General features: G+C 42.2%; 17 protein-coding genes, 2 tRNA genes, 1 riboswitch and 1 other annotated feature. Of the genes, 6 read left to right on the top strand and 13 right to left on the bottom strand.

Features of this window, described 5'->3' with window-relative positions; translation table 11 throughout:
• The first annotated feature begins 169 nt into the window (after positions 1-169).
• Positions 170-352, top strand: a complete 183-nt coding sequence (locus tag AC4J95_RS05490; RefSeq protein WP_494548960.1) for a hypothetical protein — start codon at positions 170-172, stop codon at positions 350-352.
• A 50-nt stretch (positions 353-402) separates the two neighbouring features.
• Here the strand turns inward: AC4J95_RS05490 and AC4J95_RS05495 are convergent, their stop codons facing one another.
• The 3 genes from AC4J95_RS05495 to AC4J95_RS05505 form a co-directional block, all read right to left on the bottom strand.
• Complete coding sequence (locus AC4J95_RS05495; RefSeq protein WP_494548961.1) at positions 403-1,542, bottom strand: serine hydrolase domain-containing protein; 1,140 nt, start codon at positions 1,540-1,542, stop codon at positions 403-405.
• A gap of 185 nt (positions 1,543-1,727) precedes the next feature.
• Positions 1,728-2,069 carry a YlbF/YmcA family competence regulator gene (locus AC4J95_RS05500; protein WP_494548962.1) on the bottom strand — a complete coding sequence of 114 codons (342 nt, stop codon included), beginning with the start codon at positions 2,067-2,069 and terminating at the stop codon, positions 1,728-1,730.
• A gap of 68 nt (positions 2,070-2,137) precedes the next feature.
• Positions 2,138-4,339, bottom strand: a complete 2,202-nt coding sequence (locus AC4J95_RS05505; RefSeq protein ID WP_494548963.1) for a PBP1A family penicillin-binding protein — start codon at positions 4,337-4,339, stop codon at positions 2,138-2,140.
• 295 nt (positions 4,340-4,634) lie between these two features.
• Here AC4J95_RS05505 and AC4J95_RS05510 point away from each other — a divergent pair, with 295 nt between their 5' ends.
• Positions 4,635-5,489, top strand: a complete 855-nt coding sequence (locus AC4J95_RS05510) for an RluA family pseudouridine synthase (RefSeq protein ID WP_494548964.1) — start codon at positions 4,635-4,637, stop codon at positions 5,487-5,489.
• A 121-nt stretch (positions 5,490-5,610) separates the two neighbouring features.
• On the opposite strand, the gene apf is transcribed toward AC4J95_RS05510, so the two are convergent.
• The 3 genes from apf to AC4J95_RS05525 all read right to left on the bottom strand — a co-directional run bounded on the left by apf (position 5,611) and on the right by AC4J95_RS05525 (position 8,318).
• The gene (gene apf / locus AC4J95_RS05515; protein ID WP_494548965.1) at positions 5,611-6,276 is read right to left on the bottom strand and encodes an aggregation-promoting factor; all 666 of its coding nucleotides are present in this window, start codon (positions 6,274-6,276) and stop codon (positions 5,611-5,613) included.
• Positions 6,277-6,459: 183 nt separating this feature from the next.
• Positions 6,460-6,708, bottom strand: a complete 249-nt coding sequence (locus tag AC4J95_RS05520; RefSeq protein ID WP_494548966.1) for a hypothetical protein — start codon at positions 6,706-6,708, stop codon at positions 6,460-6,462.
• Entirely contained in the window at positions 6,681-8,318 is a 1,638-nt protein-coding gene (locus AC4J95_RS05525) for a putative polysaccharide biosynthesis protein (protein ID WP_494548967.1), read from the bottom strand. Before AC4J95_RS05525 ends, AC4J95_RS05520 begins: the two co-directional genes overlap by 28 nt.
• 127 nt (positions 8,319-8,445) lie before the next feature.
• On the opposite strand from AC4J95_RS05525, the gene AC4J95_RS05530 reads away from it, so the two are divergent.
• Positions 8,446-9,942 carry a UDP-N-acetylmuramoyl-L-alanyl-D-glutamate--L-lysine ligase gene (locus AC4J95_RS05530; protein ID WP_494548968.1) on the top strand — a complete coding sequence of 499 codons (1,497 nt, stop codon included), beginning with the start codon at positions 8,446-8,448 and terminating at the stop codon, positions 9,940-9,942.
• Positions 9,943-9,953: 11 nt separating this feature from the next.
• On the opposite strand, the gene AC4J95_RS05535 is transcribed toward AC4J95_RS05530, so the two are convergent.
• Positions 9,954-10,853: an NAD(P)H-dependent flavin oxidoreductase gene (locus AC4J95_RS05535; RefSeq protein WP_494548969.1), complete on the bottom strand. Its 900-nt coding sequence runs from the start codon at positions 10,851-10,853 to the stop codon at positions 9,954-9,956.
• A 414-nt stretch (positions 10,854-11,267) separates the two neighbouring features.
• Complete coding sequence (gene leuS / locus AC4J95_RS05540) at positions 11,268-13,781, bottom strand: leucine--tRNA ligase (RefSeq protein ID WP_494548970.1); 2,514 nt, start codon at positions 13,779-13,781, stop codon at positions 11,268-11,270.
• Between the two features lie 68 nt (positions 13,782-13,849).
• Positions 13,850-14,041, bottom strand: a binding site (T-box leader).
• A 150-nt stretch (positions 14,042-14,191) separates the two neighbouring features.
• Between leuS and AC4J95_RS05545 the strand changes: the two genes are divergently transcribed.
• Genes AC4J95_RS05545 through mnmM form a run of 3 tightly spaced genes read left to right on the top strand, consistent with a single transcriptional unit; the run spans position 14,192 to position 16,367 of the window.
• Positions 14,192-14,848: a phosphatase PAP2 family protein gene (locus tag AC4J95_RS05545; protein ID WP_316404111.1), complete on the top strand. Its 657-nt coding sequence runs from the start codon at positions 14,192-14,194 to the stop codon at positions 14,846-14,848.
• Positions 14,849-15,829, top strand: coding sequence for a tRNA modification radical SAM protein MnmL/YtqA (gene mnmL, locus AC4J95_RS05550; protein ID WP_494548971.1), 981 nt, complete (start codon positions 14,849-14,851; stop codon positions 15,827-15,829). It begins immediately after the preceding gene.
• On the top strand, positions 15,804-16,367 hold the full coding sequence (mnmM, locus tag AC4J95_RS05555) for a tRNA 5-(aminomethyl)-2-thiouridylate-methyltransferase MnmM (RefSeq protein WP_494548972.1): 564 nt from the start codon (positions 15,804-15,806) through the stop codon (positions 16,365-16,367). The genes mnmL and mnmM overlap by 26 nt, the downstream gene beginning before the upstream one ends.
• An 11-nt stretch (positions 16,368-16,378) precedes the next feature.
• Here mnmM and AC4J95_RS05560 read toward each other — a convergent pair whose 3' ends face one another.
• The 5 genes from AC4J95_RS05560 to AC4J95_RS05580 form a co-directional block, all read right to left on the bottom strand.
• Positions 16,379-17,167, bottom strand: a complete 789-nt coding sequence (locus tag AC4J95_RS05560) for an alpha/beta hydrolase (RefSeq protein ID WP_494548973.1) — start codon at positions 17,165-17,167, stop codon at positions 16,379-16,381.
• A 22-nt stretch (positions 17,168-17,189) separates the two neighbouring features.
• Positions 17,190-18,668: an MDR family MFS transporter gene (locus AC4J95_RS05565; protein WP_494548974.1), complete on the bottom strand. Its 1,479-nt coding sequence runs from the start codon at positions 18,666-18,668 to the stop codon at positions 17,190-17,192.
• Positions 18,669-18,828: 160 nt separating this feature from the next.
• On the bottom strand, positions 18,829-20,019 hold the full coding sequence (gene metK, locus AC4J95_RS05570; RefSeq protein ID WP_316404104.1) for a methionine adenosyltransferase: 1,191 nt from the start codon (positions 20,017-20,019) through the stop codon (positions 18,829-18,831).
• A riboswitch (SMK box riboswitch) is annotated at positions 20,017-20,100 on the bottom strand. (Overlaps the previous gene by 3 nt.)
• 112 nt (positions 20,101-20,212) lie before the next feature.
• Positions 20,213-20,284: transfer RNA gene (locus tag AC4J95_RS05575), tRNA-Glu, on the bottom strand.
• 14 nt (positions 20,285-20,298) lie between these two features.
• Positions 20,299-20,386: transfer RNA gene (locus tag AC4J95_RS05580), tRNA-Ser, on the bottom strand.
• Positions 20,387-20,403 lie beyond the last annotated feature (17 nt).

The raw sequence follows: 20,403 nt of genomic DNA on the forward strand, positions 1-20,403 counted from the left end.
TTTATAACGTTCATCAAGAGATGATGATCGAAAGTCATCTGACTGAAACAGTCCATATCATGCTGGATGGTTTGATGGATTATTCGGAGCTTTAATTTTCGAGTATTAATTCTCGTCAAAACAGCGAAAATCGTTTAAACTATGGCTGTAAAAGGGAGGTTACTTGTATATGAACACAGATGAACTCATCAAGAAAGCCAAGGATTTAATGAACGAAGGCAATATTGAGAAGGCCAAGGAATTTATTGAGGACCATAAAGACGAATTAGGCGATTACTACGACAAAGTCAAGGTCTTATTGAAGTCTGAGAAATTTGACGGTTTGATGGATCAATTCAAAAAATTCTTTTAACCAAAAAAGTTAGAGATGCTGCTCCTGCGAGTAAGCCTCTCTAACTTTTTTTATCCCATCTGATTAAGCATCCCATAAATAGCATCGGCCGTTTGTCCTAATGACTGCACTTGATTCGTATTGGCCAATAAAATGATATAGGTTAATCCGGTATGTGTAAATGTATTAATCGTATTGAATCCTCCTAAGACGCCATGACTGGAATAACTGCCGGGATTAACATAAAAGCCCATTCCATAGGTTGAGTCACTACCACTCGTCATCATCTTGTTTTTTTCGACTTCATTGATCAATTTCCCCTGCATCAATGCCTGATCAAATAAATAGAAATCAGTCGCAGTAGTATAAATATCGCCAGCCCCGAATAATTGTGAAAGATTCGGCAGCTGCGCTTTTTCGATCTGACCATTCTTCTCTTTATAGCTTTCTGAGAGATTCTCCACCGCAGCATCGTTTTGAAAGAAGCCTGTATTCTGCATATTGACTGCTTCAAAAATGTGCTCTTGAATATACTCCTGCGCATCTTGCTTGCTGACAAGTTGCAAGATATAAGCCAACACTGCATAGTTACTATCCGAATAATGCCAAGTTCCTATGGTTGAATCGCTGCCTGCTGCTTCAATTTCTTGAATGATCTGTTGAGGAAGTATTTCTTTACTCCCCTCTGTTCGTCCTGTCAATCCGCTAGTGTGATTGAGCAGATTTTTCAATGTGATTTGCTGACCATTGGGAAAATCTTTGATATATTTTGCAACAGGATCTTCAATTTTTATTTTCCCAGCCTGTTCTAATTGCAAAATCGCAGTCGCGATGATTGCCTTTTGTGCTGAGCCGATATAATATCGTGTGTTCGGAGTATTTTTAATCTGCTTTTCCTGATTAGCCAAGCCGTATGATTGATTCAAAATCACTTTACCCTTGCGAACTACTAAAGCAGTCCCTGAAAAATGCTGACCAATCAAATAGTTGTCCAACTCTTGATTGGTGGTCACTGGTAAACTAACTGGTGCTTTCTTTTCTGGCTTCACTTCAATTTTTTCAGTTGATGTAGTCTTGGTAGTAATAGTTGATTTGGTTGTAGATTCTGATGTTTTTGTAGCTTGAAACGCTTGTGAGTGCACATACCAAGCCAACAAACAGGTCACTAACAGCAGCAGTATACCGCTGCCTCCAATAACGATCTTTTTCATTTTATTCTCGCCATCCTTATGGCTTGAAGTATAGCAATTTTTAAGAAAAAAAACTGTATATTTTTTCCTATCTTACATTATTGTTCGTTCGCATACGATTTCTCTCTTCGTACTAAAGCACGAAGAGCAACTCGCAAAAAAAACTGAACCAATCGGAATTGGCTCAGTCTTCTTGTCTTATTTTATTAGCCTTCGTATAATTCACGAATTGGGGTCATGATGATACGGTTCAAATCATTAATGATTACGCTGAAAGCTTGTTCCTTCACCATTAATTCGTTGATCAACTCTTCTTGTTGAACCTTTTCAGCTAACGCTTGCGCTTTTTCTGCATCTTCATCGCTGAAGTCTTCGCCACGCATTTGCTTTTCTTGCAAGCTTTGTTGGAATGCTTGGAAATCTTTGAATGCTGCATACGCTGCATCATTCTTCTTTAACTCTGCAAAAGCTGCTTCTAAAGATTTAAATTCTGGTAGCTCGCGGATTTCGCGTTCCAATCCGTTCGCTGAATCGTAAATGTTTGCCATTTTTTATTCCCTCATTTTCTATAAAAGTTACTTTTCTATTGTAACATGAATGGAAACGGGTTCACACCCTAATTTCCTGGTTGGTATTGCTGCCACAATTCTTGGGCCTTGTCCTTCAGTTTATTTGCGCCTTCTTTGGCCTTTTCGAAGAAATTGGCTGCCCCTTCACTAGCCTTGCCGCCAATATCCTTCAACTCTTCCCGCCATTTGCTGGAATCGCCGTTTTGCACGCCTTGATTGACCTGATCAGCCGCCACAACTTTTCCGCCTGTGACATAGGCATCCGCCACCTCAAAGGAATACTGTCCAGCATACGGTAGGATTGATTCAGCTTCCGCTTTAAATACTTGTCCGACTTCTGAACCACTTGTCCCGCTTAAATAATGCGTCTCACTAACCTTTTCAAAACCTAACCAGGTTGAGATCACGATATTCGGTGTATAGCCGATGATCCATTGGTCGTTGACCTTATTCGCATCGAAGTTTGTTTCAGTCGTACCAGTTTTACCGGCAACGGTAAATCCAGCGGGAGCAGCTTGAGTCGCTGTTCCATTAGAAAAAGTTCCTAGTAACATGCTGGTCATTTCGTTCGCTACTTCTTTTGAAATCACCTGTTCGTATTTCGGTGAACTATTGTCTTCGATCACAGCCCCGGTTGAATCAATGATTTTCGTAATCAAATGCGGATCGTACATTTTTCCCTCATTGGCAAATGCGCCATAAGCTGCCGCCATCCTCAACGGTGAAGTCCCTTTTTCCAGACCGCCTAGTGCCAATCCATAATATTTATCTGATTTGCTTAAAGGAATGCCAAACTCTTCGGCTTTGTTGTAGCCTTTGCTTAATCCCATCTCATGTAATAACCAGACCGCCGGCAGGTTCAAGCTTTGTGCTACGGCTTGATACATTGGCACTTCTCCTTGGAAGGTCCCATCATAATTTTTCGCTTCATAATAAGATTGCGGCTCATCCTTTAAAACACTATCCGGCTTATAGCCAGATTCTAATGCCGAAGAATAGACACTCAATGGTTTCATTGTAGAACCCGGTGAACGCCGCATCTGTGTCGCAAAATTGTAGCTACGGAAAATATGCTCACCACGACGACCTACTAACGCTTGCACACCACCTGTTTTGGGGTCAAGTGCAACAGAAGCTGACTGCGGCATTGCCCCATCCGCAGCATTTGCCGGGAAGTTCGCATTGTTATCATAGACGGCTTCCATTTGCTTTTGGTAATCCTGATCCAACGAGGTATAGATTTTATACCCCTTGTTTAATAAATCTTTCTCAGACATGCCGTAACGCTCGACAGCTTCATCAATTACTGCATCAAAGTATGAAGGATAACGATATCCAGCATCTGCTGAAGAATACGTATCATTCAGCTGAGAGCCCAGATCAACAGCCTTTTCCTGAGCCTCTTGTTCTTTAGACAGTTTGCCGTTTTCTACCATGACCGAAAGAACTGTATCGCGGCGATTTACCGCATTTTCCAAATTATCGATCGGGTTGTAGATACTTGGTCCCTTCAGCATCCCAACGATGGTTGCTGCCTCTCCGATCGTTACTTGACTGGCATCAACACCGAAATATTTTCTAGACGCGTCTTGAACGCCCCAGACACCATTTCCGAAGTAGGCATTGTTCAAATACATCGTCAAAATCTGATCTTTATCATATTTCTTCTCGATCTCAATCGCCATAAAGATTTCTTTGGCTTTCCGTTCCAAGGTCTGATCAAGACTTAAATACGCATTTTTCGCCAACTGCTGGGTCAAGGTACTCCCTCCACCGGTAATATGACCGGAAGTGAGTAATCCTAATGCCGCCCGCGCGATCCCCTTAATATCAAATCCATGGTGATTGTAAAAGTTACGATCTTCTGTCGAAACCACCGCGTCTTTTAGATACGGAGAAATCTGATCGCTCTCTACATAATTTCCCTTTTGACCGTACAAGGAGCCAGCCTGTTCATTCTTCTCGTCATAAATGACCGTCGATTGCTTCAAGCTGGATTGCAGCGTTCCAACATTAACCGACTTCGCCAAGAAAAAGAGATAAACACTCATAACTAAAACACCAACAAGTGTTAATAAGAGCAAGATTTTATTGATATGATATTTTTTCCAAATACGTTTGCGCCAGTGGTGGAAACGAATCAGGTATGGCTTGATCCATTGCCAAAAAGTTTTTGTCCCACTACGAAACTTTTGCCAAAAAACTTTTGCGCCACTTTTAAATTTGCGCCAAATTTCCTGAAAATCCATTTTTTGGTCTCCAATCTATTCAAAATTCAGACACAGTGTATCACAAAGCGCCTAATCAAAGCTTGGGTCTTGAGACCGATACACACATGGGAGTATTTTAGCATGGTAGCTCAAGGAAAAGCTGATTTTTTTCTTAAATATCCTTTAAAAGTGATACAATAAGCCGGATAGTAGCTTTTTTCAAAATGAGCAACCATAAAGAAAATAAGTCCACTCAATTTTTTTACAGCACTATATGAATTAGTGAAAATATAAGAATTTAATACGAAACATCAAACTAAAAAGGAGCAATTCAATGAAATTCACTATGACTTTGCCTGATCAAACAGCTGAAATGACGATCAAAGATTTATTGGAACGTGAGTGGCTAGTGCCTCGCAAAGTTCGTCACTTTATTCGGACACGCAAAGGGATCAAAATAAATGGTGAAGTTTGTCATTTTCAATCCCAAGTCCATCCCGGAGACGTTATAACTGTTACGATCGAGGCAAGTGATTATCCTGAACGAAACATCCTGCTGGGAGATAAAACGAAAATCTCTGTTCTTTATGAAGATGAACACTTGATTATTGTGAATAAGCCGCAGGGCATGAAGACTCATCCAAATCAACCAGATGAACAAGATACTTTGCTGAATCATTTAGCTGACTATTTAGCACCGGATGCTCAGCCCCATGTTGTTCATCGCTTAGACAAAGAGACTAGCGGTGCTATTCTATTCGCTAAAAATCCTTTCGTCCTTCCAATTCTCGGTCGCTTACTAGAACAAAAAAAGATCTATCGTCGTTATCAAGCGATTGTTCACGGGACAATTAAAAAGGATTTGATGATCACTAAAAAAATCGGACGGGACCGACATGATCGTCGCAAAAGACGGATCGATCCAAAAGGCGGCAAGCCGGCAGTAACTCATGTGACTGTCGCAAAACAGCTAGCAAATCAAACAGCGGTTTTTTGCCAACTAGATACCGGCAGGACACATCAAATTCGCGTACACCTAGCTAGTATCGGCCACCCGCTAATCGGCGATCCCTTATATAGTAAAAATCCCCATGGTCGCTTGATGCTCCACGCCTACGAACTGCTGCTGTCACATCCATTTACCAATCAAGAAATAGTCGTTCAGGCATTGCCGGGATTATGGGATTAACAACAAAACCAGCCGAGACAGATCAATTTCTGTTTTGACTGGTTTCTTTTGTTTAGATGAGAAAAGTAATCCATAAAAAAAGAGGACCACATTTTGATCCTCTTTGTTGCTATTCTGTATCTTAGTACCAGCCGTTTGCTTGCCAGAAAGCTTGTGCGCCTTCCCATGAGCCATAACGTGAAGTTACATATTGATCAGCTACGCGTTCTTGGTTTGCTTCTGAGTAGTCACCATTCAAATATGAAGCTGATAATTGGTAACGTCCGATGTATTGACCATTCGTTGCAGAATAAGAGCCGCCTGATTCTTTTTGCGCGATCCATTCTTTCGCTGAAGATGTTGCTGCTGGTGCAGCTGCTGTTTCTTGAACAGGCGCTGTTTGTTGTACTGGAGCTGCTTGAGCTTGTTGCACAGGTGCCGCTTCTTGAACAGGTGCTGCTTGTTGTTGTGCAGTCGCTGCTGGTGCTGCTTGCTGTGCAGGTGCTTCCTTAGCGTATTCTTTCACGTATAAAGTTGTTTCTTCCTTCGGTGCTTCCTCAGTTTTAGCAACTTCATTGATTGTTAATTGTTGACCTGCGTAGATCATATCCACGTCAGAAATTTTATTCGCTTTAGCAATTGTGTCTACTAAGCTGTCGTTACCAGCAAACTTGTGAGAGATTTTTGATAAAGTATCTCCTGATTGAACAGTATACGTTTCTGAAGCATGTGCATCCGTAGCTCCCATCGCTAAACCTGCACCCGCTGCTAATACTGTACTAAAAAGAAATGTTTTCCCTAATTTCATTATGTAACTTCCTCCGATTTTTCGTATGTGTTTTATCTTCTGTCTTTTGACTACGAGAGTTACTTTACCATCCTTTTGTATTTCATGGGTAATATTAATGTAACAGTTCATTACAATAGCATAAAACTATGTAACAAAACTCCGATCAGTGTGTCATTTTGAAATATATTACTTTTATTCTTGTTAGGCAACTCCCTTGCTATAAGCGTGTTTTGATAAATGTAACTGTTTTATTATTGTATTACAAAAATTATCTTTAGAAACATTGACATCTTTTTGTAAAGAAATCGATAAAGATTTTTTTATTCTTTTTGAATTATTTTGCAAATAATTTTTGCAGTTTTTGAATTCAAATGATTGTTTATAACAAAAAAATACTCCCACTCTAAGAGCAGAAGTATCATTTATTTGATTCTTAGCAGCCGGCGCCATTTTCTAGCCTGCGGTCCAACTAATTTATCTACTAAACGAATTTTTAAACTGAGATAGAAATAGACCAAGCCGCCAGCTCCCGCGGTTAATAAGCAAATAGCTAAAGCCGACCAGCGGGAAGACGGATCAAGCACAAGATAACTCACCTGACGCACAATCACAGCGACTATCAGCATCAGCAACGTTAAAATCAAAATCAACACACACCTTCGAAAGGCCAATTGATAATTTGCACGAACAACTCTTCGCAGTTTCCAAAGGCACAATCCGCAAGTCAGGCTCAACCCGATAAAGGTTGCAGCTAGCGGGCCATAAACCTCCAATAATTCGATCAACGGGACTTGGATCACCGCTTTTAGTAGCAGTCCTGCCAGCCAATATCTTACCGCAATTCGGCTGTGGGAGATTCCCTGCAATGTCGTTGATAGCATCATGAACAAGGCAGAGACAAGACCTGCCCAACAAGCGGCAATTAACACACGACTACCTAGAACATCAGCAGAATAAAAGACCGTATTCAACGGATACGCCAACAATATCATCCCAAAAACAGCTGGAAGCATTATAAAAGCAAAAAGTTGGATATTCGTGTTGACTAGTTTAGCCAGTTCTGGTCGACGTCCTTGAGTAAAAAGCTCCGTTAGCATCGGTAAGCTCGTTAATGCAAGGGAAGTGCCCAGCGCAACGACCACCATCGTTAACTTATCAGGATTCGCACTGAACAACGCATAGAGATCCACTAATTGCTCGTGACTGTAATTTGTATTGGCATTCATCGTGTGGATGAAGGTCATTTGATCGATCAATTTGTAGAAGGTGATTCCGCTGCCAAGTAAGATGAAGGGAATCGCTTGGCGAACCGTTTCAAATAATAATTTCTTCGTATCGATCGTCGCTTTATTTAAACTTTGCTTCACTTGCAGGTCACTGCGTTTACGGTCTTTGAACCAATAAAAGAGCAGCACGCCATAGGAACCAATCATTCCGACTGAAGCAGCGAAGGTCGATTGGATCACCGCACTTAAATAATCCCCCTTCATGACCTTCATAATAATGAAGACACTTAAGAGCATGTACAAGACCCGAAGCGCCTGTTCGACTAATTGTGAGATCGCTGAAGGCCGCATATCCTGTTGTCCTTGAAAATAGCCGCGTAAGACACTCATACAGGGAAAAGCAATCACAGCGATACTCAGTGCTTGGATCACTGGAATCAAGGCTCGTCCGCCGACTGATAAGCTTGCTAGCAATGGGGCAGAAAAAAACATGACCCCGCCGAAGACGATCCCTAGAATCGCTGTAGCTTGCAAAGCTTTGATAAAGACACGGCGACTTGTTCCGTATTCCCCCATTGAATTATAACGGGCGATCTGCTTTGCGATCGCCCCAGGCAATCCAGCTGTGGAAATCATCATAAACAAGGCGTAAAACGTGTAGCCCATATTGAATAGCCCATTGGCTGCACGGGCGTTTTCCCCCATCCAGGCATACCACGGGATAATGTAGATCGCACCTAGCAGTCGCGAAAAAATCGTTCCAATCGACATCCATGCCGAGCCTTGGATCATTTTTTCCTGATAGTCCAGATCGCTTGGTCGTGTCTCTTTCATGGGCTCCTCCTTTAAAAAATCACTACTCTTATAGTAAAGCTAAATCGTCCATCTGACAATCACTCTTTACTTTTTCTCTTACAAAGCTATGCTATAATAGCCTAGACTATATATTGGAGGTCTCAACATGCTGACACTTACCCAAATTCAACAAATTCTTGAAAAAGAAAATCTGCTGCGGGAGTTTATCACGCCGACTCATTGGACGCTGGCTGCTCCTTTTGACAAAAACTTTCAAAAAATCTCTTACGATTCACGTAAAGTGGATGCTGAAACACTATTTTTCTGTAAAGGCAATAATTTTCAGCAACGCTATTTAGAACAAGCGTTGACTGAAGGCTTGACCTGTTACATCGCCGAACAGCCCTATGAAGTCTCAGCCGAATTAGCGATCATCGTGACAGACATTCGCAAAGCATTGGCTGTTCTGAGCATGGCTTTTTACGATTACCCGCAAGAAAAGCTGAAACTGATTGGAATCACTGGAACGAAGGGCAAAACAACTGTCGCTTATTTCACGAAGAAAATCTTGGATATCGCGACAGATAAAAAGACCGCACTCTTATCAACATTAAATACGACCTTGGATGGCGTGACCTTCTTCAAATCAAAACTGACAACGCCGGAATCGCTAGACCTGTATCGAATGATGGCAGAAGCCGTGGCCAACGGGATGACTCACCTCGTTATGGAAGTCTCTTCTCAAGCTTATAAAGTTGCCCGTGTTTATGGATTGACCTTTGATGTCGGGATTTTTCTGAATATCTCCCCCGATCATATCGGGCCGATCGAGCACCCAACTTTTGAAGATTACTTCTATTGTAAAAGACAATTAGTGGCTAATTCTCGTCAAGTCATCCTGCAACACGAGATTGACCATTTTGATCTTTTACAGGAAATGGCGGAAAAGCAAAACATTCCCGTCCTCACATACGGAAATGCGCAGGCAGATTATCAGGTGCAGCCTTTAGAGCACCCGTTAGCCTTTGCTTTAACAACTTCACATGATCGTTTCAAGTTGAATGGTGACTATGAAATTTTATTAGCTGGCGACTTTAACAAAGAAAATGCTGCAGCAGCCTTGCTCGCAAGTGCTCTCGTTGGTGCCGATCAAGAGGCTGGCCGCAAAGGGTTAGCCGAAGCATTAGTTCCTGGCCGCATGAACCTCTTATTGAAACCAAACGGTGCTCACATTTACGTGGACTATGCCCATAATTATTTAAGTATGAAATCATTACTGGCTTTCGCTAAAGAACAACATCCAGATGGTGAGATTCTCGTCATCACCGGCTCTACTGGAAACAAAGCGGAATCCCGCCGTGAAGGGCTAGGCCAAGCAATCGGAGAGTACGCTGATGTGGCTATCCTGACCAGTGATGATCCCAACTATGAAGATCCGCAAAAAATTGCTGATGAGATCCAAGCAAGCATTCAAAATGATCATGTTCGTGTACATTTTGAGTTTGACCGCAAAAAAGCCGTCAAAGAAGCCATCAAAAATGCTGCTCCAAATGATGCGATCATTTTAGCTGGTAAAGGAACCGACAAATACATGACGGTCAATGGCGAAAACCTTCCGTACGAAGGCGACTACCACTTAGCAGAGGAATTTATTAAAGACTAACGGCAATCCCGTTAGTCTATTTTTATACTCTGACTGATCGCTTCAGCCTCAGCATACATCGCTTCGATCAAAGCTTTTGCTGGTCTCAAATGCGTAAACAATCCAGCAATCTGACCGGATATGACAAATCCTTGATCAACAAAACCCTCATCCGCTGCCCGACGTAACGCCTCTAAAGAAAAAGCATCACTAGATTCTTCATTTGTTAAGCTATTTTTCAATCCGCGAACTGCTCCGCCATGAGCTTTATGGAGCACCACCGTTGCGGTATCATCTGCCTGCAGAATCGCCTGCTGATAATTTTCATGGATCGGACATTCTGCTGCTGTCAGAAAAGCTGTACCTAACTGAACGCCTCGTGCTCCTAAAGCAAAGGCTGCCGCCATTCCACGACCATCACCGATACCGCCAGCGGCAATTACAGGAATATTCACCGCTTGAGCCACTTGTGGAATCAACGCCATAGTCGTAGTTGTTCCAATGTGACCACCGGCTTCCATTCCTTCCGCGATCACTCCGTCTACACCCAAGTGCTCCATTTTTTGTGCAATCTTTACTGATGGAACTACTGGAAAAACTTTGATATCCGCTTTTTTCAAACGATCCATATAAGCCTTCGGCGTTCCTGCTCCAGTAGTCACGATTTTGACACCTTCTGCAACCAATACATCGATTTGCTCTGAAATATTATCCATCTGCAGCATTAAATTCACAGCAAAAAGTTTGTCTGTTCTTTTATTGGTCTCACGAATTTGTTCCCGTAGTTCTTCACCTGTTAAACCACTGGCTGCGATGATTCCCAAGCCGCCTGCCTCAGAGACAGCACTAACCAGCGGATAACGAGCAATATGAGTCATTGCTCCCTGCAAAATCGGATACTGGATACCTAACAGTTCGGTGATTGATTTCATCACTAAGCCCTTCTTTCCTTTTTTAATATCCTAGCACATTTAGAGCACCATCTCAGTAGCATTGACCAACATTTGTCTTTCATTTGTTTAGATTCCGGTGATTTTTTTTAACTGATACACAGCTATTATCAAACTAAATAACTTCTAAATCTCTAGTTCTACCAATTTGCAATTTCAAAAAAATCTTACTCAATAACAAACTGCAAAAAGTTTGACTGACAGCTAGCCCATTGTAGTTGTATTCATTTTTCAAAAAAGCTGAAAAATGAGTCTATTTTCGTATCCATACGATTAGGCTAGACTGTTTGTCTATCAATTTGTTAAAAGTCTGTAAATACGGTTCAAACTCAACAAACTGCAAAAAGCCTAACTCGCAAAAAATAGCTCCGCAATTATTATTGCGGAGCATCCAAACTAGTTGGCAACAATATTGACTAATTTATTTGGAACAACAATCACTTTACGGACTGTCTTTCCTTCGATATTGCGCTGGATGTGTTCGTCGGCCATCGCCAACTTCTCTAACTCATCTTTAGCAAGATCAACTGCTACCATGACTTTAGAACGAACTTTTCCGTTCACCTGCAGAATGACCTCAATCTCGCTCTCGATCAACGCTTCTTCATCATAGGTTGGCCAAGCAACGTAAGAAAGACCACCTTCATGTCCTAAGATCGCCCAAAGCTCTTCTGCGATATGCGGTGCGATTGGTGCTAATAATTGTACGAAGCCTTCCACATATTCATAAGTCAGTGCTTCTGCCTTATACGCATCATTCACGAAGACCATCAATTGAGAAATCGCTGTGTTCAAATGCAGATTCTCCATGTCTTCTGTCGCTTTTTTGACCGTTTGATTGTAAACCTTCGTTAAAGAGCCATCATTAAAGGTGGTGATATGATCACGCATTTTGCCTTCTTCATCAACGATCAGACGCCACACGCGATCCAAGAATTTACGTGAGCCTTCAAGTCCGTTTTCACTCCAAGGAATCTGAGCATCCAAAGGTCCCATGAACATTTCGTACATCCGCAATGTATCCGCCCCATACTTGTCTACGACATCATCTGGATTAACCACATTTTTCAATGATTTACTCATTTTCGCAGGCGCTTCTTCTAGTTCTTCGCCTGTTTCAATACTAAACCATTTGCCATCGCGTTTTTCCACCATATTTGTTGGCACTAACGCACCACGACTATCGCGGAAGCTTTGGCCTAAGATCATGCCTTGATTGTAAAGCTTTTGGAATGGTTCGTTCGTTGGCACGACACCAATATCATACAAGAATTTATGCCAGAAACGAACATACAATAAATGCAGCACCGCATGCTCTGCTCCGCCGATATAAAGATCGACTGGCATCCAACGTTCCAATTTTTCATAATCCGCCAACGCTTCTTTGTTATGTGGATCGATAAAGCGCAAGTAATACCATGAGCTGCCTGCCCATTGCGGCATTGTATTGGTTTCGCGACGGCCTTTTTTACCAGTAATCGGATCAACCACATTGACCCACTCTTCGATGTTCGCTAATGGGGATTCACCTGTGCCGCTTGGCTTGATGTCTGTTGTTTTGGGTAATTCTAAAGGCAATTCATAATCAGGTACCAAACCAGTCGTACCGTCTTCCCAATGAATCACAGGGATTGGTTCACCCCAATACCGTTGACGAGAGAACAACCAGTCACGCAAGCGATAGCTGATTTCCTTCTTCCCACATTCGTGCTCTTCTAACCAAGCCACCATTTTATCGATGGCCTCTTGTTTGTTCAGACCATCTAAAAATTCAGAATTAATGTGTGCCCCGTCACCAGTGAAGGCTTCGTTTTCTATATCGCCGCCTTCAAGGACCGGAATGATCGGCAAGCCAAAGGTTTTCGCAAACTCATAATCTCGTTCGTCATGGGCAGGAACCGCCATGATCGCACCGGTTCCGTAAGAAGCTAAGACGTAATCCCCGATCCAAATCGGCATTTTTTCACCATTGGCCGGATTAATGGCGTATGCACCAGTGAAGACACCTGTTTTTTCTTTCGCTAAATCAGTCCGATTCAGTTCTGATTTTTTTGAAGCTTCTTCAATGTATGCATCCACCGCCGCTTTTTGTTCAGGCGTCGTAATTTTTTGCACCAATTCTAATTCTGGTGCCAATACTGCATACGTTGCACCAAATAATGTATCTGGACGCGTGGTGAAAACAGTAAATGTTTCTTCGCTGTTTTCAATTTTGAAGCTGACATTGGCACCGATCGAACGACCAATCCAGTTCCGTTGCATTTCTTTGATACTTTCTGGCCAATCAAGCTCCTCCAAGTCGTCTAACAAACGATCCGCATAAGCCGTGATTTTCAACATCCATTGACGCATCGGTTTACGGATGACATCATAGCCCCCGCGTTCGCTCTTGCCATCGATGACTTCTTCATTCGAGATGACTGTCCCTAATTCAGGTACCCAGTTCACTGGCACTTCCGCTTCATAAGCCAGACCCTTTTCATACATCTGTTCAAAAATCCATTGTGTCCATTTATAGTAATCTGGATCTGTGGTATTCAATTCACGGTTCCAATCATAACTAAAGCCTAATGCGTTGATTTGGCGTTTGAATGTTTCAATGTTTTTCTTAGTGAACTCAGCTGGATCATTTCCTGTATCCAAGGCATATTGTTCCGCGGGTAAGCCAAAAGCATCCCAGCCCATTGGATGTAAAACACTATAACCTTGTGCGCGCTTCATCCGTGAAATCACGTCAGTCGCAGTGTAGCCCTCTGGATGCCCAACGTGCAAGCCTTGTCCAGATGGGTAAGGAAACATATCTAACGCATAAAATTTTGGCTTCTCAGGATCATCCTGGGTGACAAAGACATTATGCTTTGCCCAATATTTTTGCCATTTTTTCTCAATCGCTTTGTGATCGTAACTCATGTTGTTCCTCCTAAAGTTGAATTAATCGATTTAAATACAAAAAAATCCCATGAAAGTTCTCAAAACTCTCATAGGACGTTATCAACGTGGTACCACCTATTTTCATCTGTCCAATGACAGACCTCAAAAGAAATAACGGTCTTTAACCGGATCGTTCGATCATGCTCCAAGGTAAGTTCGAATGTCTCGCATACACACTCTCAGCACCGTGCGCTCTCTGAAATGCGTTCCTTTCTACTACTCCTCTTCCAAGCAATAATATTCAAAGTAGTTTCATCTTAGCAGATTCCAAAATATTATTCAATTGAATTCCTCTATTGAGAAGCTTTTAAGAAACCATTGAATAAATGGTCCCTTGGGTGAAACATGATATAATACTTCTGTTTAGAAAGGATGAATCAGAGAAAACAATGAAAAATAAATCAATCTATCAATTAATCGGCAGCTTCACTTTGCTGTTTTTTGCGGCGCTTTGTTATATCGTGCGTTTTTATCCAAATACGCTAGCCGGATTTGATCGCGGAATCATTCATGCAGTCCATCAGCTCCATCCACAAATGAACGGTTATTTTTTATGGGTAACAAAATTTGCCAACCCTATCACCGTCATCATTTTGTCGGTGGTATTTGTCGGTCTGTTCTATTTCAATAAACAAAAGATCACTGCTCTCTGGTTAGCGATCAGTATGGCATTAGTAAGCGGACTTGGAAATCATCTGTTGAAACTGTTCTTCCATCGAGAACGGCCAACGATCTTGACTCATATGGTGACAGAACACAGCTTTAGTTTCCCCAGTGGACACGCGACAGCTAGTACCTTGTTATACGGCACGCTGATTTTCGTCATGGCACTATTCTTTAAGGAAAAAACACCGCGCTTGATTGCCCAGATCGTTGTTGGAGTATTGATTCTCAGCATTGTGATCAGCCGGATCTATCTTGGGGTTCATTACCCAAGCGATGTCCTTGGCGGCATGCTTTTCGGAAGCAGCTGGCTATTGTTCACATACCCGTATTACAAAGAAAAAAAATTAGTTTATGATCTAAAAACGATTAGGAGAAAATAAATGGCTTTTCAATATAGTGACGACCAAACCAAACGCTATCACTCTTGGAATTATGCATTACGTCAGGAATTTGGCGGAAAAATCTTTAAAGTTCCGGTGGATGGCGGTTTTGATTGTCCCAACCGTGACGGCACGGCTGCCCATGGCGGCTGTACCTTTTGCAGCGTCTCTGGTTCCGGCGATATGATCGTGGCTCCAAGTGATCCGTTGCCTCAGCAGTTCCATAAGGAAATCGACATGATGCATCAAAAATGGCCTCACGTCGATCAATACATCGTCTATTTTCAAAACTTTACCAATACTCACGCTCCTGTAGAAGTAATCCGCGAACGTTTCGAACAAGTCGTTAATCTCCCTGGTGTGGTTGGTTTATCCGTGGGTACCCGTCCCGATTGCTTGCCGCCGGAAGTTGTGGAGTATTTAGCCGAATTAAATCAGCGTTTATATCTATGGGTAGAACTTGGTCTGCAAACGACCTACGAGAGTACCAGTGACATGATTAATCGCGCCCATGATTATTCGACTTATGTTGATGCGGTCGCGCGTCTACGCAAACATAATATCAATGTTTGTACTCACTTGATTAATGGCTTACCAGGTGAGTCGCTAGACATGATGCGGGAGAATGTTCGTCGAACGATTTTGGACTCTGACATTCAAGGAATCAAGCTGCATCTATTACATTTAATGCGCAATACGAAGATGCTAAGAGATTACGCAGAAGGTCGTCTTCAATTAATGAGCAAAGATGATTATGTCTCCGTTATCTGTGATCAGTTAGAGATGATTCCCCAAGAGATCATTATTCATCGCTTGACTGGTGACGCGCCATGGGACTCACTGATTGGTCCGATGTGGAGCTTGAAAAAATGGGAAGTCTTGAATGCGATTGATCAAGAATTGATCCGCCGAGATTCCTATCAAGGAAAATTCGCTGTGAGAAAGGAATTTGACCATGCTGCTAACCGCTCTGCGTTATAGTCATCAATTGCTGAAGGAAATCGTGAGCGAAGGCGACCACGTGATTGACGCTACAATGGGCAACGGCAATGACACGTTATTTCTAGCGGAACTCGTTGGCGAAACAGGTCAGGTCTATGCGTTTGATATCCAAGAGCAGGCCCTGCAAAATACGCGTGAGAAAATCGCTGATTATAATGAACGTACAACATTATATCTTGCCGGTCATGAAACAATCGAAGAAAAAATCGCCGCGGATCAGCCCATCAAAGCCGCGATTTTCAATCTTGGTTATTTACCAAAAAGCGACAAACAAATCATCACCTTACCTGAAACGACTAAACAGGCGATGCAAGCCATTTTGAAACGTCTGACTACTGGCGGACGAATGATTATCGTAATTTATTATGGTCATGAGGGCGGCGAAGCAGAAAAAAATGAAGTAATCGATTTCTGTCAAAAATTACCACAAGAGGAATTTCGTGTGCTGAATTATCAATTTATCAATCAGAGAAATAGTCCGCCAATTTTATTGTGTGTAGAAAAAAAGAGTGACTGATCAAAAATTGATCAGTCACTCTTTTCATTAAACCATTCCAATACTCGCTTAATCCAGGTATCCCAGAAGAGCCAATCATGTTTCCCAGGGCCTTCTTCAAAGGTCACATCAAGCTTCTTTTGTTTCATCTTATGAGCCATATATTGGCTGGCAGGATACAAATCATCCTCTGTTCCGCATGCTAAGAAAAAGCGCGGAGCTGCCTTTCCACTCTCCCCTAGTTCATCCAGTAGACGCAGCGGGTCATTCTTTGAGCCCTTAATCTGATCTAAGGGACCAAATATCCCTTGCCAATAGGCTTCATTTCGCACCAATAACAAACTGTCCACATCGGATAAAACGACAGCCCCTGATAAGGATGCGACAGCCGCAAAATTCTCTGGCTTCGCTAAGCCTAATTTTAATGCTCCATAACCACCCATTGATAAGCCCGCGGCAAATGTTTTCTCCCGCTTACATGTCAACTGTGGAAACAGCTCGTGAACAATCGTCGGCAGTTCCTCTGAAACAAACGTCCAATAGTTCATATCATAAGTCGTATCGGTATAAAACCCAAGATCAGTGGAGGGCATCACCACCGCCATCTGATACTCAGCCACATATCGTTCAATCGATGTCCGACGCTCCCAGACACTATGATTGCCGCCCATACCATGCAATAAATACAAGACTGGTACATCTTCTGTCATACCAGCTGTTTCTGTTCCAATCTTCTTATGGGTTGTCTGCGGCAAGATCACATTCATAGCCACTTCCATTTGCAAAACATTCGAATACACATTTACCTGTAAAAAAGCCATTCAGCGAGATCCTCCAGTTCTTTTATTCTTCGTTAAGTTTAACACTTCTCGCTTGTTTGCCAACCATAAAGCTAAAAATCAATGCGAAAATGATCAATAGCAGTCCAGCAAAATAGACCCAATGAAGACTATCAAAAAGAATTTTGCGTAATTCTGCCCGTAATCCCGATTCAATCTGTAATGCTGTGTGAGGATTAATCAGACGATTCATAATATCTAAGTTAGCAATTCCAGCATTGGTTAATTGACGCCCATTCGCGATGTTTAAGATGATCCCAAAAAGTGAAACCATGACTGTTTGTCCGATCGTCCGAGACAACGTATTAAATGAAGTCGCCACACCGATCTCTTCCTTCGATACACTGGCCTGTGCCTCCACTGTCGTAGTTGTGACAGATAACCCATAACCAATACCTAAAACTCCCATTATAATGAAGAATACCCAAAAGGGACTCTGTTGCGGCAGCATCAATAATGTTCCTCCACCAGCTAAAATAATCAGCAAGCCAGCTATAATGATTCGTTTGGCTGAATGCTTACGTAATAGTTGTCCAGATAAAAACGATCCGTACATCCAGACAATCGACATTGGTGCTAATACTAACCCGCCTATGCCAGCTGGTTTGCCTAATACCCCTTGCATCCACATAGGAATATAAACATCCAACCCCATCAAGAATCCACTGATCAAAGCAGCAACGACATTCACACTAGCAAACGTCTTATTATGGAACAAATTCAAATTAATTACCGGGTCCTCTGCTCGTTTTTCTGTTCGAATAAATAAGAGCAATGAAACGATACTCGCTACAAATAACGCTGCAACAGAAATTGATAAGCCTTCATCCCCTAATAACTGAAAACCCAATAGCAGACTTACCAGCGTCAGCATTAAGAACAAGCTGCCAAGAATATCCATCTTTTTCGCTTGATGCTTCTTTTTCTCCTCAATGAAGAAGTATTGCAGCAGACCGATCAAGCCCAAACCAATCGGTACATTGATGAAAAATATCCAATGCCACCCGACCGTATCTACGATCAAACCTCCCGCCAAGGGGCCAAAAACACTTGCAACACCCCAAGCAGCACTTGTCAGACCTAGTACCTTGGCTCGCTTCTCAATATCATAAAGATCAGCGATAATCGTTAAAGAGACCGGCATGATTGCCCCAGCACCAACTCCTTGAATTCCCCGAGCAATAATCAGTGTCAGCATTTCATTGGACAGCCCGCATAGTGCTGAACCTAAGACGAATAATGAAATCCCTATAATAAAAATCGGCTTTCTACCGACTTTATCCGCTAGCTTTCCATAGATCGGTGTAATCATTGCATTTGTTAACAAATAAATCGAAAAGACCCAGTTCATGATTTCGATTCCGTGTAACGTACCAACAATCGTCGGCATAGCAGTCGTCACGATCGTTCCTTCGATCGCTGACATAAATGTCGCGATAAATATCCCCGCAGTCACAACCTTCACATTCGTTTTTCTTTTCATCTTTTCCTCCAATTTCATTTCAAATTTTTTCACTAGCATATAGTTCTAGCTTTTTTGATCACTTCAATCAACTAAAAAACTACAAAAAGAGACGGTCCATCGATCAAAGATCAATAGAAACCGCCTCGTGAACTCCATAAATAATTTATGTCTGTACGATTTACACTAAATTCAAACTTTTCTTCAATGCCTCAACTTTGTCGATATGTTCCCACGGCAGATCGACATCTGTTCGACCAAAATGACCATAGGCAGCCGTATCGCTATAAATCGGCCGTAATAAATCAAGCATTTCAATAATTCCCGCTGGACGAAGGTCAAAGTTCTCGCGAATCGCACCAATCAGTGCTTCTTCAGTCACTTTCGCTGTTCCAAAGGTATTTACTGAAATAGAAACAGGTTGCGCCACACCGATCGCATAGGCAAGCTGTACCTCAACTTTATCAGCCAAACCAGCAGCAACAATATTTTTGGCAATATAACGAGCCGCATAAGAAGCTGAACGGTCGACTTTGGTTGCGTCTTTCCCAGAAAAAGCGCCGCCACCATGACGTGAATAACCACCGTAAGTATCAACGATAATTTTACGTCCAGTCAAGCCCGCATCCCCTTGAGGTCCACCAATTACAAAACGGCCTGTTGGATTGATAAAATATTTTGTTTTATCATCTAATAGTTCGGCAGGGATTTCGTGTTTGATCACTTTTTCCATAACGTCTTTTTGAATCGTTTCATTATCAACCGCATCATTGTGCTGTGTACTGATAACCACCGTATCCACACGTAATGGTTTCCCATTTTCATCATATTCTACTGTTACCTGAGATTTTGCATCCGGTCCAAAATAGGCCACTTCACCAGATTTACGCAAATCCGCCAAACGCTTCACTAAGTGATGACTCAATGAAATAGGCAACGGCATCAATTCTGGTGTTTCGTTTACCGCAAAACCAAACATCAACCCTTGGTCTCCAGCACCGATGTCATCAAGTAACTCTTCTTTGCCACGTGTTTCTAACGCATCATCCACGCCTTGTGCAATATCCGGTGATTGTTCATCAATCGCTACTAAGACAGCGACATTGTCACCATCAAAGCCAAATCGTGATTCTGTATAACCAATGCGTTTAATGGTTTCACGCACCACTTTTTGAATATCTACATAAGCCGAAGTAGATATTTCTCCAAAAACTAAAACTAATCCAGTTGTTACAGACGTTTCACATGCAACCCTGGCTTTCGGATCCTTTTCCAAAATCGCATCTAAAATCGCATCACTGATTTGATCAGCAACCTTATCCGGATGTCCTTCTGAAACTGATTCAGATGTAAATAAACGACGTTCTTCCATTATAACTATTCCCCCCAATTTTTATTCGGTTACAAGGAATCTCTGAACTTTTTCAGAGCCTATCGGGAACTTGCAACGACTCGATTATAACAGAAAAATAGCGGCTGTCACCAATAAACGACTAATAAACCTGAAAGTTTACCAAAATCTATTTTCAAAGCAAAAAAAAGAGACGTTCAAAAACGTCTCAGAATGACCCGTACGGGACTCGAACCCGTGTTACCGCCGTGAAAGGGCGGTGTCTTAACCGCTTGACCAACGGGCCAATATAATAAAAAACGGAGAAGGAGGGATTTGAACCCTCGCGCCGGTTTCCCGACCTACACCCTTAGCAGGGGCGCCTCTTCAGCCACTTGAGTACTTCCCCAAAAAACCAAAAAAGAT

It is taken from the genome of Enterococcus sp. GPZ-007, from assembly GCF_059374735.1.

What these genes read in the sequence shown, in the direction of transcription:
- AC4J95_RS05520 (WP_494548966.1), bottom strand. Translation starts at nt 6,708, where the DNA reads ATGGCGCCGGCTGCTAAGAATCAAATAAATGATACTTCTGCTCTTAGA.
- AC4J95_RS05500 (WP_494548962.1), bottom strand. Translation starts at nt 2,069, where the DNA reads ATGGCAAACATTTACGATTCAGCGAACGGATTGGAACGCGAAATCCGC.
- AC4J95_RS05565 (WP_494548974.1), bottom strand. Translation starts at nt 18,668, where the DNA reads ATGAAAAGAAAAACGAATGTGAAGGTTGTGACTGCGGGGATATTTATC.
- AC4J95_RS05560 (WP_494548973.1), bottom strand. Translation starts at nt 17,167, where the DNA reads ATGGCTTTTTTACAGGTAAATGTGTATTCGAATGTTTTGCAAATGGAA.
- AC4J95_RS05495 (WP_494548961.1), bottom strand. Translation starts at nt 1,542, where the DNA reads ATGAAAAAGATCGTTATTGGAGGCAGCGGTATACTGCTGCTGTTAGTG.
- leuS (WP_494548970.1), bottom strand. Translation starts at nt 13,781, where the DNA reads ATGAGTTACGATCACAAAGCGATTGAGAAAAAATGGCAAAAATATTGG.
- AC4J95_RS05510 (WP_494548964.1), top strand. Translation starts at nt 4,635, where the DNA reads ATGAAATTCACTATGACTTTGCCTGATCAAACAGCTGAAATGACGATC.
- AC4J95_RS05490 (WP_494548960.1), top strand. Translation starts at nt 170, where the DNA reads ATGAACACAGATGAACTCATCAAGAAAGCCAAGGATTTAATGAACGAA.
- AC4J95_RS05505 (WP_494548963.1), bottom strand. Translation starts at nt 4,339, where the DNA reads ATGGATTTTCAGGAAATTTGGCGCAAATTTAAAAGTGGCGCAAAAGTT.
- AC4J95_RS05530 (WP_494548968.1), top strand. Translation starts at nt 8,446, where the DNA reads ATGCTGACACTTACCCAAATTCAACAAATTCTTGAAAAAGAAAATCTG.
- metK (WP_316404104.1), bottom strand. Translation starts at nt 20,019, where the DNA reads ATGGAAGAACGTCGTTTATTTACATCTGAATCAGTTTCAGAAGGACAT.
- AC4J95_RS05535 (WP_494548969.1), bottom strand. Translation starts at nt 10,853, where the DNA reads ATGAAATCAATCACCGAACTGTTAGGTATCCAGTATCCGATTTTGCAG.
- mnmM (WP_494548972.1), top strand. Translation starts at nt 15,804, where the DNA reads ATGCTGCTAACCGCTCTGCGTTATAGTCATCAATTGCTGAAGGAAATC.
- mnmL (WP_494548971.1), top strand. Translation starts at nt 14,849, where the DNA reads ATGGCTTTTCAATATAGTGACGACCAAACCAAACGCTATCACTCTTGG.
- AC4J95_RS05545 (WP_316404111.1), top strand. Translation starts at nt 14,192, where the DNA reads ATGAAAAATAAATCAATCTATCAATTAATCGGCAGCTTCACTTTGCTG.
- apf (WP_494548965.1), bottom strand. Translation starts at nt 6,276, where the DNA reads ATGAAATTAGGGAAAACATTTCTTTTTAGTACAGTATTAGCAGCGGGT.
- AC4J95_RS05525 (WP_494548967.1), bottom strand. Translation starts at nt 8,318, where the DNA reads ATGAAAGAGACACGACCAAGCGATCTGGACTATCAGGAAAAAATGATC.